The sequence below is a fragment of the uncultured Aquabacterium sp. genome (genome assembly GCF_913773725.1).
Taxonomy (GTDB): domain Bacteria; phylum Pseudomonadota; class Gammaproteobacteria; order Burkholderiales; family Burkholderiaceae_C; genus Aquabacterium.
In genome coordinates this window covers 122,841-139,788 of record NZ_CAJYGK010000161.1, presented here as the reverse complement: position 1 = coordinate 139,788, position 16,948 = coordinate 122,841, and the positions used below count along the sequence as shown (strand labels likewise).

At 67.9% G+C, this 16,948-nt stretch carries 15 protein-coding genes; 10 read left to right on the top strand and 5 right to left on the bottom strand.

Features of this window, described 5'->3' with window-relative positions:
* Nucleotides 1-274: 274 nt before the first annotated feature.
* From QZ709_RS21215 to QZ709_RS21205, 3 genes are all read left to right on the top strand, one after another.
* Complete coding sequence (locus tag QZ709_RS21215; RefSeq protein WP_294639538.1) at nt 275-1,117, top strand: hypothetical protein; 843 nt, start codon at nt 275-277, stop codon at nt 1,115-1,117.
* Between the two features lie 565 nt (nt 1,118-1,682).
* On the top strand, nt 1,683-2,150 hold the full coding sequence (locus QZ709_RS21210; RefSeq protein ID WP_294639537.1) for a cyclic nucleotide-binding domain-containing protein: 468 nt from the start codon (nt 1,683-1,685) through the stop codon (nt 2,148-2,150).
* A gap of 51 nt (nt 2,151-2,201) precedes the next feature.
* Entirely contained in the window at nt 2,202-3,263 is a 1,062-nt protein-coding gene (locus QZ709_RS21205) for a two-component system response regulator (protein WP_294639536.1), read from the top strand.
* A 25-nt stretch (nt 3,264-3,288) separates the two neighbouring features.
* Here QZ709_RS21205 and QZ709_RS21200 read toward each other — a convergent pair whose 3' ends face one another.
* Entirely contained in the window at nt 3,289-7,326 is a 4,038-nt protein-coding gene (locus QZ709_RS21200; protein ID WP_294639535.1) for a response regulator, read from the bottom strand.
* A 115-nt stretch (nt 7,327-7,441) separates the two neighbouring features.
* Nucleotides 7,442-9,457: a monovalent cation:proton antiporter family protein gene (locus tag QZ709_RS21195; RefSeq protein ID WP_294639534.1), complete on the bottom strand. Its 2,016-nt coding sequence runs from the start codon at nt 9,455-9,457 to the stop codon at nt 7,442-7,444.
* A gap of 84 nt (nt 9,458-9,541) precedes the next feature.
* Between QZ709_RS21195 and QZ709_RS21190 the strand changes: the two genes are divergently transcribed.
* The 4 genes from QZ709_RS21190 to QZ709_RS21175 are packed head-to-tail and all read left to right on the top strand — an operon-like array spanning nt 9,542 to nt 12,573.
* Nucleotides 9,542-10,537, top strand: a complete 996-nt coding sequence (locus QZ709_RS21190; RefSeq protein WP_294639533.1) for a KpsF/GutQ family sugar-phosphate isomerase — start codon at nt 9,542-9,544, stop codon at nt 10,535-10,537.
* Between the two features lies 1 nt (nt 10,538).
* Nucleotides 10,539-11,135, top strand: a complete 597-nt coding sequence (locus tag QZ709_RS21185) for an HAD hydrolase family protein (RefSeq protein ID WP_294639532.1) — start codon at nt 10,539-10,541, stop codon at nt 11,133-11,135.
* Nucleotides 11,132-11,761: an LPS export ABC transporter periplasmic protein LptC gene (gene lptC / locus QZ709_RS21180; protein WP_294639531.1), complete on the top strand. Its 630-nt coding sequence runs from the start codon at nt 11,132-11,134 to the stop codon at nt 11,759-11,761. Before QZ709_RS21185 ends, lptC begins: the two co-directional genes overlap by 4 nt.
* Nucleotides 11,758-12,573 (top strand): SDR family oxidoreductase, encoded by an 816-nt coding sequence (locus QZ709_RS21175; RefSeq protein WP_294639530.1) that lies wholly within the window; start codon nt 11,758-11,760, stop codon nt 12,571-12,573. The genes lptC and QZ709_RS21175 overlap by 4 nt, the downstream gene beginning before the upstream one ends.
* Nucleotides 12,574-12,576: 3 nt before the next feature.
* Here the strand turns inward: QZ709_RS21175 and QZ709_RS21170 are convergent, their stop codons facing one another.
* Complete coding sequence (locus QZ709_RS21170) at nt 12,577-13,014, bottom strand: hypothetical protein (RefSeq protein ID WP_294639529.1); 438 nt, start codon at nt 13,012-13,014, stop codon at nt 12,577-12,579.
* A gap of 194 nt (nt 13,015-13,208) precedes the next feature.
* Nucleotides 13,209-13,652 (bottom strand): RNA-binding protein, encoded by a 444-nt coding sequence (locus tag QZ709_RS21165; RefSeq protein ID WP_294639528.1) that lies wholly within the window; start codon nt 13,650-13,652, stop codon nt 13,209-13,211.
* A gap of 265 nt (nt 13,653-13,917) precedes the next feature.
* Between QZ709_RS21165 and QZ709_RS21160 the strand changes: the two genes are divergently transcribed.
* The 3 genes from QZ709_RS21160 (at nt 13,918) to QZ709_RS21150 (ending at nt 16,444) form a co-directional block, all read left to right on the top strand.
* The gene (locus QZ709_RS21160) at nt 13,918-14,898 is read left to right on the top strand and encodes a hypothetical protein (RefSeq protein WP_294639527.1); all 981 of its coding nucleotides are present in this window, start codon (nt 13,918-13,920) and stop codon (nt 14,896-14,898) included.
* Nucleotides 14,895-15,308, top strand: coding sequence for a YchJ family metal-binding protein (locus tag QZ709_RS21155; RefSeq protein WP_294639526.1), 414 nt, complete (start codon nt 14,895-14,897; stop codon nt 15,306-15,308). The genes QZ709_RS21160 and QZ709_RS21155 overlap by 4 nt, the downstream gene beginning before the upstream one ends.
* Nucleotides 15,309-15,421: 113 nt before the next feature.
* A complete protein-coding gene (locus QZ709_RS21150) occupies nt 15,422-16,444 on the top strand; it encodes a sterol desaturase family protein (protein WP_294639525.1) in 1,023 nt (340 codons plus the stop codon).
* On the opposite strand, the gene QZ709_RS21145 is transcribed toward QZ709_RS21150, so the two are convergent.
* Entirely contained in the window at nt 16,410-16,700 is a 291-nt protein-coding gene (locus QZ709_RS21145; RefSeq protein ID WP_294639524.1) for a YkgJ family cysteine cluster protein, read from the bottom strand. The genes QZ709_RS21150 and QZ709_RS21145 overlap by 35 nt on opposite strands.
* Nucleotides 16,701-16,948 lie beyond the last annotated feature (248 nt).

Genomic DNA, 16,948 nt, shown 5'->3' with positions numbered 1-16,948 from the left:
GCTGAGGCTTTTTGTTGCCCATCTACAGGCCGTCGTCTTGGCTTGGCTGGGCTGGGGCGCTCGGCCTGTCAATACCGCGGTCAGGTTGCGCCGACTGCCGCGTGAGGCAATTGTTCAGGGCGGACTATCTCACCTACAAGCAACAATGGTTCAGCTAGGAGAGGCGTGAAAAGTGATGTGATAGAGATGAGCTAGAAGAACTCAAGAATGGTGCTTAAATTGAGATAAGATGGATATAGAATCGATCTATAAACTTCTAGAAAGGAGCTCGGGTATGGCTTTGATCGGGGTGGTGAAGGACCCGGGTGAGGACTTCTTGAGAGCCAATTTTCCAGGCGAGCGGGTCCAGATTTGGCTTTGGCATTTCCTTCGAGATCAGGACGCCTACTTTGCCGGAGTCGTGCAGGGGCCAGACGACAAGAAGGGGATGGGAGGCTATGTTCACGCCCGCGCCGATCTTTGCCAACTAGCCCTTAATCGCCATAAAAAGGGGTTTTTGCCAAAATCCGATCTCGCTTGGATTGAGGATGATGAGTTGCAGGTTAATTTCCTGAAGTCATTTTTGCTGTATAGATTGCCAAATCCAATTTCAGTCATTCATCACTCGCTGGGCGGGCAGAGGCACATTACTGCGCTTATTGACTGTGCAAATGCCGATCTGAGCGTCATGAGTTGTGTGATCAGAGATGCGAGAACGGAATGGAATAATCATGCGCAAACCTATCGAATCTTTGATTGGTTCAAGGGGGTGGACGCTGCTGCCAAGCGAGAATTTTTCTGGAGTTGGTTAAATCAGAAGCGGCCTCAGCTTCTCTATGGGCGTGATTTGTTCATGGCGCATCAGGACATATTGCGTCTGTTTGACTCTCTAAATATGCATATCGCCGAGAAGCGCGAAATTGTTAGAACAGTCAAGCAAGCGTGGAGCCAACGCCTTTACAGGCAAAACCTAGAAGGTAAGAAGCAGTACAACTTCATCCTTTCTGATGAAGCCAACAGGCTGCTGAATGAGTTGGCCACAACTTACAAGATGTCCAGGCCTAAGACCATTGAATACCTCATCAAGGAGGCTTCCATGAAGGGGGGGCGAGTTGATTTGCTTGGCGGCGGTGGGTAACTCGACTGCTCAGTGCGTCAACACGTTGCTGATGACCTTGGGTGTGTTGGCCGCTGAGTTGAGCTCTTGCCTTTGAGGGAGGCTTGTGCATGTCTGAGCAGTTCGCTCTCGTGACGAAGCGCGCATTCGTTTCAGCGTGGAGGGAGCATCAACGCGTTCAGACATGTCAACCGCTGATTGCGGAGGCTGCGCTATGCGCTCCGATGCTTCCTCAAGGAATGTTGTACACGGTGTTCCGGCGATGCCAATGCCGTCCATACTTCGAACCCTCCCAGTCGGCAGCCGCTGGTCAGATCCGGATCTGCGCTCAGCTAGCGGTGGGAGGGGTAGGGCAACCCCCTTGTCTCGTCTTGTCGACACCCGCGCTACAGTCTCACCAACGAGTGCGCGATCTGGACAGTAGATAGAGCGCTGTCTTAGGTACACGCTTTGGCACACAGGAAGGCTCAGTAGCTTCGGTCCATCTAGCAAAGAGCGTGCGTTTCAAGCTTTTGCATCGAAGTGAACGGCCCTTCGGAGGAGGTCGGTCGACATGCGACCGGCCGGCTGGCGCTTAGAGGACAAGATGGACGGCAATGAACTGATTCAGGCCATTCAGACGCTGAACACGGACGATGCATTCCGGCCGCGTCTGGACCCGCAGCAGTGGCGCACGTTCGCGCAATACCTCACGCGACACGAGTTGCGTTCGGGTGACTTGCTCATCAAGCAGGGAGACCGGGAGCGAGCGGTGTATTTTCTGGGGCAGGGATCGCTCCAGGTGTTCGTCACGGGGGCGGCCCCGGGCACGACGCGCATCGCCATCCTGCGGCCGGGTGCCGTGTGTGGCGAGCCGGCGCTGTTTGCCGATGTGCCGCGTTCGGCCAACGTCGAGGCCATGACGCCGTGTGTGGTGTTCGCCTTGCGCCTGCCGCGTTTCGAGGAACTGGTGGCCCGGGTGCCGCTGGTGGCGGTCGAGGTGCTGCGCGCCGCGGGCGCCGTGATGGTGCTGCGGCAGCGGGCCAACCTCAGCCGGCAGATCCCGGCGGCCTGAAGAAAACAGAAGAAAAAGAACGACAAGACGGTTTCAGTGGAGTGAACAAGGATGTCCCCTCTTCCTGCCCTGCGGCGCCCCACCATCCTGGTGGCCGACGACTCACCGCAGAACATCGAGCTGTTGTCCCGTGTGCTGGGGCAGGACTACCGCATCAAGGTGGCGACCTCGGGTGACAAGGCCCTGAAGATCGTCTACTCGGATGAGCCGCCTGACCTGGTGCTCCTCGACATCATGATGCCGGACCTCAGCGGGCACGAGGTGTGCCGCCGCATGAAGGCCAACCCCGACCGCCGCCGCATCCCCGTGATCTTCGTGACCGCGATGAGCACCATCGAGGACGAGGCCTTGGGCCTGAGCCTGGGCGCGGTCGACTACATCACCAAGCCGATCAGTCCGCCGCTGGTGCAGGCACGGGTGCGCACCCACCTGGCGCTGTACGACCAGTCCCGCGAACTCGAGCGCATGGTGGCGCAGCGCACCAACGAGCTGGTCGCCACCCGGCAGCAGATCATCCGCCGCCTGGGGCGGGCTGCCGAGTTCAAGGACAACGAGACTGGCAACCACGTGGTCCGCATGAGCCACATCTCGCGCCTCGTGGCCCAGCAGGCGGGCATGGGCCCGGAGGCGGTGCAGCTGGTGTTCCAGGCCGCGGCCATGCACGACGTCGGCAAGATCGGCGTGCCGGACCAAATCCTGCTCAAGCCCGGTCCGCTGACCGACGAAGAGCGCCAGATCATGCGCCGCCATCCTCAGATCGGCGCCGACATCATCGGCAAGCACGACAACGAGTTGCTGGCCGCGGCCCGCACCATCGCGCTGACGCACCACGAGCGCTGGGATGGCACCGGCTATCCGCAAGGGCTGCAGGGCGAGCAGATCCCGATCTTCGGGCGCATCGTCGCGATCGCCGATGTGTTCGACGCGCTCATGACCCGCCGGCCCTACAAGCCAGCCCTCAGTGCCCAGCAGTCGCTGGCCATCATGGCCGATGAGCGCGGCAAGCACTTCGATCCCACGCTGCTGGACTGCTTCTTCGCGCAGCAGTTCGAGGTGCTGCGCATCATGAGCCTGTACGCAGACGAGCGCGGCGCGGTGGGCGACGCAGCCTGAGTCCGCACGGACCCGGGGCCGCGCCTCACGCGGGGATCTGGGTCAGGGCCTCGGCGGCCGCTTCGAAGTCGTACTGATCCAGTGCCCGGCGCACGGCGATCACATCGGGGTGGTCGGCCAGCTCGGGCCGTTGCTCGATCAGGTCGGCCAGGACCTCGCGCGCCTGGGCGTCGTTGTCGGTCACGAGGGTCCGCAGGCGTTGCCACAGCGCGGCGTTGCCCGGGTCCCGCAAGGCCGCATCGCGTTGAGCCCGACGCGGCGGCGAGGGCTGGCCCAGCCGGTCGATGTCGTCCAGCACGGCCTGCAGGGCCTGATAGACCGGCGCGGCGGCCGCGCGGACCGCGGGGCTGCCCGGTTCACCGTGTTGCAGCGCCCCCTCCAGGGCAACGCACTGGTCGTGCAGCTGCCGGGCGCCGATGTTGCCCGCCAGCCCCTTGAGCCCGTGCACCAGGTGGGTGGCGGCCTGCAGGTCGGCGGCGGCATCGAACTGCGCTGAAAAGTCGGCCTGGGTGCGTGCGAAGCCACGCAGCAGGCGGCGGTAGAGATCCGAGTTGCCCATGCACCGGGCCAGCCCGTCGTCCATGTCGAGCGAGCTCAGAGCGGGCAGCGCAGGCTCCAGCGCGTCGGGATCGGGCAGGGCGGCCGGGCGCTGGCTGGGCTTGATCCAGCGCGCCATGATGGCGAACATCTGGTTGAGGTCCAGCGGCTTGGTGATGTGGTCGTTCATGCCCGCATCCAGCACGTTTTGCCGATCGGAGGCCATGGCCCCGGCGGTCATGGCGATCACCGGCAGGTGGGCCCATTCGGGGTTGGCGCGGATGTGCTCGGTGGCGGTGTAGCCGTCCATCACGGGCATCTGGCAATCCATCAGCACACCGTCGAACGGGCCGTCCTGGGCCAGCCGTTGCAGGGCTTCCTCGCCGTTGCTGGCCAGCACGACTGTCATGCCGGCCCGCTCGAGCAGGTCGAGCGCCAGTTCCTGGTTCAGGGGCTGGTCCTCCACCAGCAACACCCGGGCGCCCGCCAGCTCGCGCTGCGCCTGCAGCAGCACACGGTTCGTGCTGCGCGGGCTGGTGGCGGCCGGGACGTCCTCGCCCAGCACGCGACCCAGGGTGTCGACCAGGGTCGACGGGGTCACGGGCTTGTTGATCACGCCCGCCAGGGGCAGCCCTTCGGCGGCCTTGAGCGCCTCTTCCCGCCCGAAGGCGGTCACCAGCAGCACGCAGGGGCGGTGCTCCGGCGGCATCGACAGGGCATGGCGCGCAAAGGTGATCCCGTCCATGCCGGGCATCTTCCAGTCGGTCAGCAGCACATGGTGGGGTCGGCCCTCCTGCATCGCCTGGCGCAGGCGCTCCAGCGCCTGGTCCCCGCTGTCGCACACGTCCACGTCCAGACCCAGCCGGCGCACCATGTCGCCCAGCACCTCGCGGGCCGACGCGTTGTCGTCCACCAGCAGGATGCGCTTGCCCTGCAGCTCGCTGGCCAGCAGGGCGCGGCGGGCCAGGGGTTGTGCCTGCAGCCCGAAGCGCGCCGTGAAGTGGAAGGTGCTGCCCTGGCCTGGCTGGCTGTGCACCCAGATGCGGCCGCCCATCATCTCGACCAGCTGGTGGCTGATGGCCAGGCCCAGCCCGGTGCCGCCGTACTGGCGGGTCGTCGAGGTGTCGGCCTGGGTGAAGGGCTGGAACAGCCGGTCGATCTGCTCGGGGGCCATGCCGATGCCGGTGTCGGTCACCCAGAAGTGCAGCAGCACCTCGGCCGGGTCCAGGCGCTGGACCTCGCAGCCGATGATGACCTCGCCATCGGCGGTGAACTTGATGGCGTTGGTGCCCAGGTTGATGAGGACCTGGCCCAGACGGGTCGGGTCGCCCACCAGCGCGGTGGGGATGTCGGGCGGCGCGGTGAAGAGCAGCTCCAGGCCTTTTTCCTCGGCCCGCACCCCCAGGACGTCTGCCATGTGGCTGACCACGGTTTCGAGCTGGAAGGGCGTGCGCTCGAGTTCCAGCTTGCCCGATTCGATCTTCGAGACGTCGAGCACGTCGTTGAGGATCTGCAGCAGGTTGGCCGCTGCGCCATGCGCCTTCGACACGTAGTTGCGCGCCTTGGGCGGCAGTTCGTCGATCAGCGCGAGGTGGGTCATGCCCATGATCGCGTTCATCGGCGTGCGGATCTCGTGGCTCATGTTGGCCAGGAAGCGGGACTTGGCCAGCGTGGCGGCCTCGGCAGCCTGGTGCGCGGCCAGCAGCGCGGCCTCGGCGCGCTTGCGTTCGGTGATGTCCTGCAGGATGGCGCAGGTCTGGCGCTGCCCGTCGTGCTCGAACGGGATGGCCACCACTTCGACGGTGAACTCGGTGCCGTCCAGGCGGGTGTGCATCCACTCGAAACGGAACACCTGTCCGGCTTCGATGTGCTCGCGCACGGTGCGCAGCCGGGCCAGCAGGGCCGGTTCCTGCAGCCGGTTCGGCGCGGTCAGCGGCGGGTCCTGGGGGCGCAGGCCCAGCAGCGCCGAGTCGTGGTCGACCCCGAACATCTTCAAGGCAGCGGGGTTCACGCGGGTGATCACGCTTTCGAAGGTCAGGAACAGGAAGGCCAGCGGGGCGTTGGCGAACACCGCGTGGGTGCGGGCCTCGACCTGCTTGCGCTGGCTGATGTCGGTCCAGTAGCCGCTGAAGGTGCGGGTGCCGTCGGGGTCGGTCACGCACAGGCTGTCGCACAGGATCCACCACGGCCGGCCGCTGTGCCGCAGGGTGAACTCACGCGGTGACTGGGGCGGCTCGCGCTCGCCATCGCCCATCATGCGCCAGACCCGTTCCGGGTCTTCGTGGAGCTCCTGCGTGCTCAGACCCAGCAGCTCGCGCAGACCGTCGCCGATGAAGGTGAAGTGGCCGTGCGGGGCCCCGGCGGGGATGCAGTAGCGGAACACCGTCAGCGGCAGCGCGTGCGCCATCTGATCGAGGTTGCGGTGAGCCCGACCGAGCTGGACGTAGTGCCGCAGGCGTTGCCCGATCAGGCCGATGAGGCCCACGCCGGAAAGCCACAGCAGCGTGGCACCGCCGGCCCAGGCCAGGACGACGGGTTCCTCGCCCTCCAGGGGCACCAGCGCCCAGGCTACCAGGCCACCGTAGGTCAGGGGCAGGGACATGACCAGGTGCGGGCCGTCGGGGCGTTCGACCACGGTGCGTGGGGTGCCGCGGACGGTCAGGGTGTCGATGGGCCATTCAAGTTCGTTCGGTGGCCGCATGTACAGGTCCTTGAGCGCCTCGGTGCCGAGGTTCTGCGGGCCCTGCAGCGGCACGTGCCCCATCAGGTCGGCCACCTGGCTGCTCATCAGCACGACGCCATGGGCATCGGTCACCATGAGCTTGCGGGTGGGGTCGCTGAACAGGCGGTCGAAGGCCTGCGTGTCCTGCTTGACGACGACCACGCCCTGAGGGGCGTCCGCCGGACCCACGCGGGCGGCGAAGTAGAAGCCGGGGCGACGCGAGACCCGGCCGACGGCGAACTGCGAGCCGCTGCCCACGTCCAGGGCGTCCACGAAGTAGGCCCGGCTGCGGTAGTTGCCCCCGACGATGTTGACGGGGGTGTCGAGGGCGCTGTAAGCGATGGCCGTGCCGAAGCGGTCGAGCAGGAAGATCTGATCCAGCCCGAAATCCAGCGCCGTGCCATGGAGCAGCTGGCTGGTCTGGCGCACCCGCAGGTCGGCAGACAGCTGGCGGCGCGTCCGTTCACGGTCGGCCTCGTTCAGCCTCTCGGAGCCGGGCACCTGGAGCTGGTCCAGCAGGGTGATGGTGGCCGTCTGGCGGGCCAGCGCGCGGGGCAGGGCGGCGAGCTGCCGAAACTCGCCATTGAGCGCATCCTGCAGGCCTTCCAGCCGGTGCTGCGCGGCCGCCAGGCGCTCGGCGCGGTGCCGGTCAAGGGCGCGCTGGGCCAACCACGCCGTGCCGGCCACGATCAGGAGGGTCCAGATGGCGGCAGACAGCCACAGTCTTCCCGTGAGGGACAGGCGGGCAGGGCGGCCCTGGCGCGTGCGCGGCGTGGGGGGGACGGGGGTGGACGGTGCGTCCATGCAGGCTCTCTCCTGACTGCCTGACACCGGGTCCAGCCCCGGGCTTCTTGTCGGCAAAGTGTGCCGTGACTTGCCCGCGGGGCCTAGAGGGGCATCGCCCAGGGCGCCAACTTTTTCAGCCTTTGAGCAACAGGCTTTCGGCGCGTGCCAGGTCCTGCGGGCGGCCGGACAGCACCAGCGTATCGCCCGCCTCGAGCCGCAGGCTGGGTGCCGGCGACAGCACCGCCCCGTGGGCGCGCCGAACCGAGACCACCGTCACCCCCACGTCCCGCTGATCCAGGCTGGCATCCAGCGTTTGTCCGACGCAGACCGAACTGTGCTCGATGGTGATCGACTGAAGCCGCTGCAGTTCGAGTTCATCGACGCTGTCGTCGTCCGCGCCGTGGAAATAGCCGCGCAGCAGGCCATAGCGGGCGACCCGCTGGTCCTGCACCAGCCGGATCACCCGGCGGATGGGCACGCCGACCAGGGCCAGCGTCTGGGAGGCCAGCATCAGCGAGCCCTCGATGGCCTCGGGCACGACCACGCTGGCGCCGGCGGCCTGCAGGTCGTCCAACGCCATGTCGTCGATGGTGCGCACCGCCACCGGCACGTGGGGCGCGTGTTCACGCACGTGGTGCAGCACCTTGCGCGCGGTGGGGGTGTCGGGGTAGGTGACGACCACGGCCGCTGCGCGCGTCAGGCCCGCGGCCACCAGGCTCTGCAGGCGGGTCGCATCGCCGAAGACCACGTTCTGCCCGGCGGCGGCGGCCTGGCGCACGCGGTCGGGGTCGAGGTCGAGCGCCATGTAGGGAATGCGTTCCTGCTCCAGCAGGCGCGCCAGGTTCTGCCCGCTGCGGCCGTAGCCGCAGATCACCACGTGCTTCTCGGTGTTGATGGCCTTCGAGGCGATCTTCGTCATCGCCAGCGACTGCATCAGCCAGTCGGTCGACGACACCTTCATCACGATCCAGTTGCTGTAGTGGATGATGAAGGGCGTGGCCAGCATCGACAGCACCATCGACGCCAGCAGCGGGCTTTGCACGTGGTGCGGGATGAGCTTCTGTTCGGACGCCAGGTTGAGCAGCACGAAGCCGAATTCGCCTGCCTGGGCCAGGTACAGCCCGGTGCGCAGGGCCACGCCCGTGGGTGCGCCGAAGAGGCGCGCCAGCCCTGTCACCAGGCCCAGCTTGAACAGCACCGGGGCCGACGCCAGCAGCAGCACCAGCGCCCACTGGTCCACCAGGCTGTGCCAGTCCAGCTTCATGCCGATGGTGATGAAGAACAGGCCCAGCAGCACGTCGTGGAAGGGCCGGATGTCGGTCTCCACCTGGTGCTTGTATTCGGTTTCGGCGATCAGCATGCCGGCCACGAAGGCGCCGAGCGCCAGCGACAGGCCGAAGTGCTCGGTCAACCAGGCCAGCCCGAGCGTGACCAGCAGCAGGTTCAGCATGAAGAGCTCTTCGCTCTTGCGGCGGGCCACCAGATCGAGCCACCAGTGCATCACCTTCTGCCCACCGGCCAGCAGCACCGCCAGCAGTCCCGCAGCCTTGAGGGCGGCCATGCCCAGCGTCAGGGTCAGTTCGCTGGCGCTGTCACCCAGCGAGGGGATCAGCACCAGCAGCGGCACCACGGCCAGATCCTGGAACAGCAGGACACCCATCACGCGGCGGCCATGCTCGGTTTCCAACTCCAGCCGCTCGGCCATCAGCTTGACCACGATCGCGGTGGAGCTCATGGCCAGCGCCCCGCCGAGCGCCAGCGCGCTCTGCCAACTCAGACCCCAGCCCAGCAGGCCACCCTCGACGCCGAGCCATGCCAGCGCCATGCTCAAGGCCACATGCCCCGTGAGCGTCGCCAGCATGGTCAGGCCCACCTGGCTCAGCCCCAGCCCGAAGACCAGCGACTTCATGCTCTTGAGCTTGGGCAGGTTGAACTCCAACCCGATCACGAACATCAGGAACACCACGCCGAACTCGGCCAGGTAGCTCACGCCGGCCGAATCCTTGGCCAGGGCCAACGCATTCGGCCCGATCACCACGCCCACAGCCAGATAACCCAGCATCGGCGGCAGCTTGACCAGCCGGCACAACACCACGCCGACCACCGCGGCAAACAGATAGAGGAGCGTGAGGTCGAGCGTGCTGGCCATGTTGTCCCTAGAATCTCCCGATCCTACCCGGCCAGGGGCGCGCCCGCGCCACCCGGGACCCGACTTCCGACGCTTTCTCTCTCCATGTCCGTACTTCCCTCCCAAGCCGCTGTGGTGGCGCTGGCCAGCCAGGCGCTCGACATCGAAGCCCGCGCGCTGCTCGACATGAAAGACCGCCTGCAGGGCGAGCCGGGTGCGGCCTTCACCCGGGCCGTGCACACCATGCTGGCGTGCCGGGGTCGCGTGGTCGTGATGGGCATGGGCAAGAGCGGGCATGTGGGCCGCAAGATCACCGCGACCCTTGCTTCCACCGGCACGCCGGCCATGTTCGTGCACCCCGCCGAGGCCCATCACGGCGACCTCGGCATGGTCCAGCCGGGGGACGTCGTGATCGCCATCTCCAACTCGGGTGAAAGCGAAGAGCTCACCGCGCTGCTGCCCGTCATCAAGCGCATCGGTGTGCCCTTGGTGGCCATGACGGGCAAGCCCACCTCGTCGCTGGCGCGCCATGCCGACATCGTGCTCGACAGCGCCGTGGCCGTTGAAGCCTGCCCGCTGAACCTGGCCCCCACGGCCAGCACCACTGCGCAGATGGCACTGGGGGATGCCCTGGCGGTCGTGCTGCTCGAAGCGCGCGGGTTCAAAGCGGAAGACTTTGCCCGCTCGCATCCCGGTGGTGCACTGGGGCGCCGCCTGCTGACCCACCTGCGCGACGTGATGCGCTCGGGCGAGGCCGTGCCCCGCGTCGCCCCCGAAGCAACGTTCGGCGAGCTGATGCGGGAGATGAGTGCCAAGGGCCTGGGCGCGGCCGCCATCACCGATGAAACCGGCAAGCTGCTCGGTGTGTTCACCGACGGCGACCTGCGCCGCAAGATCGAAGCCGGCGTCGACCTGCGCGGGCTGACCGCCGCCGAGCTGATGACCCCCGCCCCCCGCACCATCCGCGACGACGTGCTGGCCGCGGAAGCCGTCTCGCTGATGGAAGCCCACCGCATCAACACCCTCCTGGTGGTGGACGCAGGCGACGCCCTCGTGGGCGCAGTGAACACCAACGACCTGATGCGCGCCAAGGTGATCTGACATGACGACCTTGCGCCCGCTGCACGCCACGCTGACCTTTCCCGAGCCGCTGCGCGACAAGGCTCGCGGCATCCGCGCCGCCATCTTCGATGTGGACGGTGTGCTCACCGACGGCACGCTCTATATCAGCGAGGCCGGCGAAACGCTCAAGGCCTTTCACGCGCTCGACGGCCATGGCCTGAAGCTACTGGCCCAGGGCGGCATCACGCCCATCGTGATCACCGGGCGCGATTCGCCGTCGGTGCGCCGCCGCCTGGCCGACCTGGGCGTGAAGCACGCCGTGTTCGGTGCCCATGACAAGCTGGCCGTCGCCACGCCCCTGCTGGCCGAGCTGGGCGTGACCTGGTCCGAACTCGCGGTGATGGGCGACGACTGGCCTGATCTGCCGCTGCTGGCACGCGCGGGTTTCGCGGTGGCGCCGGTGAACGCCCATTTCGAGGTCAAGGCCATCGCCGACCACATTACAGCGCTGCAGGGCGGGCAGGGCGCAGCCCGCGAGGCCTGCGACCTGCTGCTGTGGGCCACCGGCCGCTACGACGCTCTGCTGCACGGCCACCTGCAGACCCTGGACACCACCGCGCCAGGGGCCCGCCGATGAAGGCGCGCAGCTGGGAGCGGCTGTCCTACGCACAGGCCGGTTTGCCGGTGCTCGGCGCTGGTCTGCTGGCTGCCTTCACCTGGTGGCTGGTGCAGTCCTCCCCGCAGCCCGACTCCGCCCGCCGCACGGCGGTGGCCCCCACCGTGCCCGACTACACGCTGCAGCGAGCCCGCGTTTCGCGGCTCGACGCCGATGGCCGGCTCAAGGCGGTGATCGACGGGCAGGTCATCCGGCACTTCCCGGAAGGCGACCGCATCGAGATCGACGAGCTGGTGCTGTCGGCGCGCGGCGACGAAGGCTCGACCGTCCACGCCCTGGCGCGACGCGGCGTCGCCGTGGGGGACACCGAGGTGCTGACCCTCACCGGCGCGGTGCGTGTCACGGCCACCCCGGCGCCTTCCACCGCAGCGCGGCAAGGGCTTCCCAGCCAGGCACCGGCCCGCCTGATGGGCGAGGGGCTGACCATCGACGGGCGCGGCCGCGTGGTCAGCGCCGACCAGCCCACCACCCTGGTGCAAGGCAACAGCATCGTGCGGGGCAACACCATGCGCCACGACCAGACGACCGGCATCACCGAGTTCCGGGGCCGCGTCAGTGGACGCTACGACCCGGCGGGCCGCCCTTGAGCGCGCCGCTGGCCTTCATCACCGGCGCCTCCAGCGGCATCGGCCAGGCGCTGGCGGCACGCTATGTCGCGCTGGGCTGGCGCGTCGTGCTGGTGGCCCGGCGTGCCGAGGCCATGGCGGCCTGGGCGCGCACGCAGACCTGGCCAGCCGAGCGGTGGGCAGTGTACGCCGCGGACGTGCGCGACGAAGCCAGCCTGCAGGCCGCCGCCGCCGACTGCTTGGCGCAGCACGGCCTGCCCGATGTGGTCATCGCCAATGCGGGCATCAGCGTGGGCGTCGACCTGGCACTGGCCGAAGACCTGCCTGTGCTGCGCGACCTGCTGGAAACCAATGTCGTCGGGGTGGCCGCCACCTTCCAGCCCTTCATCACGCCGATGAAGGTGCGTGGTCACGGCACGCTCGTGGGCGTGGCCAGTGTGGCGTCGGTGCGGGGCTTGCCCGGCCACGCCGGCTACTGCGCCGCCAAGGGCGCGGTGGTGCAACTGTGCGAGACCCTGCGCGGCGAGCTGCGCGCGCACGGGGTCCGGGTGGTCACGCTGGCGCCGGGCTACATCGACACGCCGCTCACGCGCGACAACGACTACCCCATGCCCTTCCTGATGCCGCCCGATGTCTTCGCCCGACAGGCCGTGCAGGCCATCTCGGCCGGGGCCCGCTGGCGCGTCATCCCATGGCAGATGGGGGTAGTGGCGGCCGTGATGAAGTGGCTGCCGCGCGGGGTGTTCGACCGGTTGGTCGGCGCTCAGCAGCACCGCAAGAAGCGGCGCCGACCGGCACAGACCGACACCTCCGACGGGTCGACGCGGGGCTGAGCGTCAGTGGCCGCGGCCTTTGCCGTGGCCCTTGCCCGGGTGGTCGTCATGACCGTGGCCGCCGTGGTCGTGCCCATGGTCATGGTCGTGACCACCGCGGTCGCCCTTGTGCTTGCGGGGGGCCGGGCCACCGTCATCGCGCACGAAGTACACGGGCTGGCCGCAGGCGTTGTACTGCCCGCAGTAGCGGCGCCAGTTCTTCGAATGGCCGGGGGGCACGCGCATGTAGATCGGGCGCTGCACCACGCCCACGGGCCCGGGCGCGATGATCACGGGCTGAGGGTAGATCAGCGTGGGACGCGTGTCGCCGATGTCGACCCGACCATAGAAGCCGGGCTGGCTGACGCTGACACTGACCCCGACGTTCTGCGCACTGGCCAGGCCAGCAAGGGAGAACAGGGCCGTGGCGGCCAGCAGGCGGGGAAGGCTGTACTTCTTCATGGTTCAACACGGTGGCGCCCGGACTGCCGGGCCAGGGTGTCATTCTGCGCGCGCCCCGGTGCACCGCTTTGTCCGGACTGTGTCGAGATGTCGCAAAGTGTGCGCGCACCGGCAGCCCATGAAAAAAGGCGGCGCCAGGGGCACCGCCTTCTTGCTGCGTCGGGTGCCGGCGAGGGGCCGCCGGCCTTCACGCATCAGTAGCCGTAGCCACCGTCGCCGCCACGGCCACCGCCGTAGCCGCCGCCGTTGCCACGGCCGCCGCCGTAGCCACCACCGCCGCCTTCGCGACGGCCGCCGCCGAAGCCACCGCCGCCGCCTTCACGACGACCGCCGCCGAAGCCGCCACCGCCATTGCCGCCGTAGGGGCTGCGGAAGCCGGCCGGACGCTCTTCACGGGGGCGGGCTTCGTTCACGACCACGGCACGACCGGCCACGGGCTGACCGTTCAGGCCGTTGATGGCGGCTTGCGCTTCAGCGTCAGAGCCCATCTCGACGAAGCCGAAACCCTTCGAGCGACCGGTTTCACGGTCCATCATGACCTTGGCCGAGCTGACGGCGCCGAATTGCGAGAAAGCGTCCTGCAGATCCTGATCGCGCACGCTGTAGGCCAGATTGCCCACGTAAAGTTTGTTGCCCACGAGAGAGCCCCTTTCCAAGTAACTAAGTAACCATGTGGAGCTTCAACCCATCAGGACCCATTCCAAAGACGGTGTCGCTTCCAGACACAGACAAAACCATTATGGGTGATGCCTGCACAAAGGACCAGCTTTTTCAACCCTTATTTGTGCCCGTATGTCAACCATCCGGGTGGGATGTTGTGCCATGGCTTCAGGGGGACATGAGGGCTTGCCCCTATGATCGGCCGCCAAGGGAACCCCGTTGAACGCGCATCATCCCACGACGATGAGCCCTGATTCTGTGCTGCCTCCTCCGCCTTCCGTCCCCCCGCTGCCTCGCCGCGCACGCCGATTCGACTGGTGGCAGGCGCTGGTGCGCGTGCTCTCCAGCATCGAAGCCGTGCGCGATGGTCAGGTGATCTACATCCTGCTGGCGGCGTTCTCGGGCGCGGGGCTGGCGCTGGCCAGTGCCCAGGCCTCCCTGGGGCGCGGCGACCTGAACTGGGCGATCGGGCAGGGGGCGGCCGCGCTGTTCATCGCTTTTTATGGTGCCAATGCGGCCGGCCTGATGTCCATGGACCGGGCGCGTGGCGTGGCGTGCCGGGATGGCTGGCACGCGGTGGAAGACGGCCTGGGGGTGGGGCACCGCATGCTTGCGGCACTGGTCGGGGCCCTGAGCATGGTGGCGGCCGTCGCGGCGGGCGTGGCCGGGCTGTACTGGGTCAGCGGGCTGCCTTACGTGGGGCCGTGGCTGTTCGTGCTGGTCGTGCCGGCCACCGTGCTGTTGCTCGGGCTGGCGATGCTGGCGGTGGTCGCTGTCGTCGCGCCGCTGACCGGGCCGGTGGTCTGGGCGGGGGCGTCGTCGTGGCAGGCCTGTCGCACGCTGTGGCGGCTGGTCCGCGAGCGGCTGTTGCAGTCGGCCGTGCTGGTGGGCGGGTTGAGCCTGGTCACGGGCTTGACCGGGGCGGCGACCAGCGTCATGGTCATGGCCGGCGGCCGGGTGATGGCCGAGGCCTCGGTGTTCATCCTGGGGGTGGACATCAAGCCGGAGATGCTGATGGCCGGCCTGCTGGGGCTGAGCGTGCGGGTCATCGACCCCATGCTTCCCGCAGACGCCTTGCCTTATGTGCGCGCGGCCACGGTGGGCGGCGGCATGGTGTTCGCGCTGGCGGTGGTGCTGCCCACGGTGGTCTACCTGCGCGGCGTGTGCGAGATCTTCCTGGCCCTGCAGCAGGCCGACCAATTGGAATCCGGAGACACCGCGTGAGTGCCGCGCCCTCTACCCCGGCCGGTGAGGCCTGTCCCTGCGGGCGTGCCGCGTCGTACCAGGCCTGCTGTGGCCGCTACCACGCCGGGCCGCTGGCGCTGCAGGCCCCCGATCCCGAATCGCTGATGCGGTCGCGGTACAGCGCCTTCGTCAAGGACCTGCGCCCGTACCTGCTCGAAACCTGGCACCCCGACACCCGCCCGTCCGTCATCGAGGCGCCCGAGCCCGGGCTGCGCTGGCTGGGGCTGGACGTGCGCGCCGCCGGCCTGAACGGGCCGGACCGCGGCTGGGTGAGCTTTGTGGCGCGCAGCAAGCTGGGCGGGCGGGCCCATCGCCTGGTCGAGAAGAGCGATTTCGTTCGCGAAGGCGGTCGCTGGTACTACGTCGAGGCGCTGGACGAGGCGGTCTGACGCGCGCTCTTCCCCGGGGCCTCGCTTCGGTGCCCCTTACCCGCGGGGTTAAACGGGCCTCGGAAGGGGTTCCCCGGCAGACAAGGGCATGGCCCGTCCTTATGGTCGGGGCCATGAATTCCTTTCTGGCTTCACTGGACGTCGTCCAGATCATGATGGCCGCCATGGGCGTGTCGGCCGTGCTGGTCACCGCACTGGAAGGTGTGCTGATTGCGCGGCGACGCGGGCCGGAGGCTTACGACTGGCGCGCGTTCTGGACCACGGTGCGCATCAATGGCTGGCGGGTCGTTGTCGAGGCCATCCCGATGGGGGCTGTGCTGGGTGCCGCGTTGCCGTTCGGCGCCTGGATGTACGCGCACCGGCTCTGGACTGTGCCCATGGACACGGCGTGGGGCTGGGTCGCGATGTTCTTCACGACCGAGTTCTTCTATTACTGGCTGCACCGCGCCGGGCACCGCATCCGCTGGTACTGGGCCTCCCACCAGGTGCATCACACCGGCAACGAGTACAACCTGGCTGCCGCCTTCCGGCAGTCGATCACGGGCAAGGTCAGCGGCGGCTTCGTGTTCTTCGCGCCGCAGTGCCTGCTGGGCTTCTCGCCGGATGCGGTGCTGCTGTCCTACGGGGTCAACCTCGTCTACCAGTTCTGGATCCATACCGATCTGGTGCCCCGCCTGGGTTGGCTGGAAGGGGTGTTGAACACGCCCTCGGCGCACCGGGTGCACCACGCGGCCAACGTCGAGTACCTGGACTGCAACTACGGCGGCACCATCATGCTGTTCGATCGCCTGTTCGGCACCTACGTGCCCGAGCGTGAAGGCGTGCCGATCCGCTACGGCCTGGTCAAGCCGCAACGCTCCTACGCAGCCTGGTGGATCTGTCTGGCCGAGTGGGCGGCCATCGTGCGCGATGTAGGCAAGGCTCGCCGGCCGGGCGATGTGCTGGGCTACCTGTTCGGGCCACCGGGCTGGGCGCCCGATGGCCAGGGCCTGACGACCGAAGGGTTGCGCCAGCAGATGCAGGCGCTGACCGGATCGCCCACCGGGGCGCCACCGGCCTGGCTGCTGGAAGGCCACCGCACCCCGCCCGATGGCGACCATCTCAGTCGCAGCGGGTCGCCGCTTCCAGTTCGGTGAGCCAGCGCACCGCATGCTGGCGGTCCGGCCCGCACATCTCGTGCGAAGGCTGCAGCGAGCCGCACACCGGCGGCCGTGCCGGCTGACCAAAGAGGCGGCAGCGCAGGGCGTCGTCCAGGTGGGGGCAGGGCACACCGGCGGCCTTGCCGTGCGGCAGGCCGGGCATCGGGGAGCTGATGGAGGGGGCAATGCAGCACGCGCCGCAGCCCGGACGGCATGCTGGCACGGCGGCGACGCCGGGGGAGGGCGGGGCCATCCCGTCATTGTCGCCGCCGGCCATCTCTGCCACAACCCTGCTTGAATGATCGTCGTGATGACAGCGACCGATGACCCACTGTAGGCAGGCGGGCGGAGGATCGCCATCCCTAGCTTGATGCTGCGGTGCAACTGATCCCGTCGCGGCCGGGCTCGTCACCCCCGTGAGGGCAGGGCGACCCCCGGGAGCCCCCCGCCGGGGCGGGGTTTCAGTACAATGGAAGGTTGCTTAAAAATGTGGCAAGCCAG